The organism is Clostridium sp. CMCC3677, assembly GCF_023845585.1.
Lineage (GTDB): Bacteria > Bacillota > Clostridia > Clostridiales > Clostridiaceae > Clostridium > Clostridium aquiflavi.
Genome location: NZ_JAMQHS010000140.1, coordinates 1 through 211, shown reverse-complemented (window position 1 = coordinate 211; position 211 = coordinate 1). Strand labels below are relative to the sequence as shown.

General features: G+C 44.1%; 1 protein-coding gene. It reads right to left on the bottom strand.

All coding sequences use genetic code 11. From position 1 onward, the window contains the following. Window positions 1–211, bottom strand: a 211-nt coding sequence (locus NG901_RS17005) for a hypothetical protein (RefSeq protein WP_252217143.1), incomplete at both ends; no start/stop codon positions are given.

The window sequence follows — 211 nt, the reverse complement described above, 5'->3', positions numbered from 1 at the left end:
TCGCGATGGTTTGTGGCGATTCGTCGCTAATAATTGTAAACAAGGAGTCAACATCATCAATTTCTCGTAAAATATCTAGCGCGGTTTCGCCGATACGTGATTCTGCTTCTACCCCGTAAATGAGTTGATTTAGTTCTTCCGTCGTCATGTCTGGGAACAAGCGTTGTAAGTGTTCGCGGTCGAGTTTAGCAATTCCTCCTGAAAGAAGTTC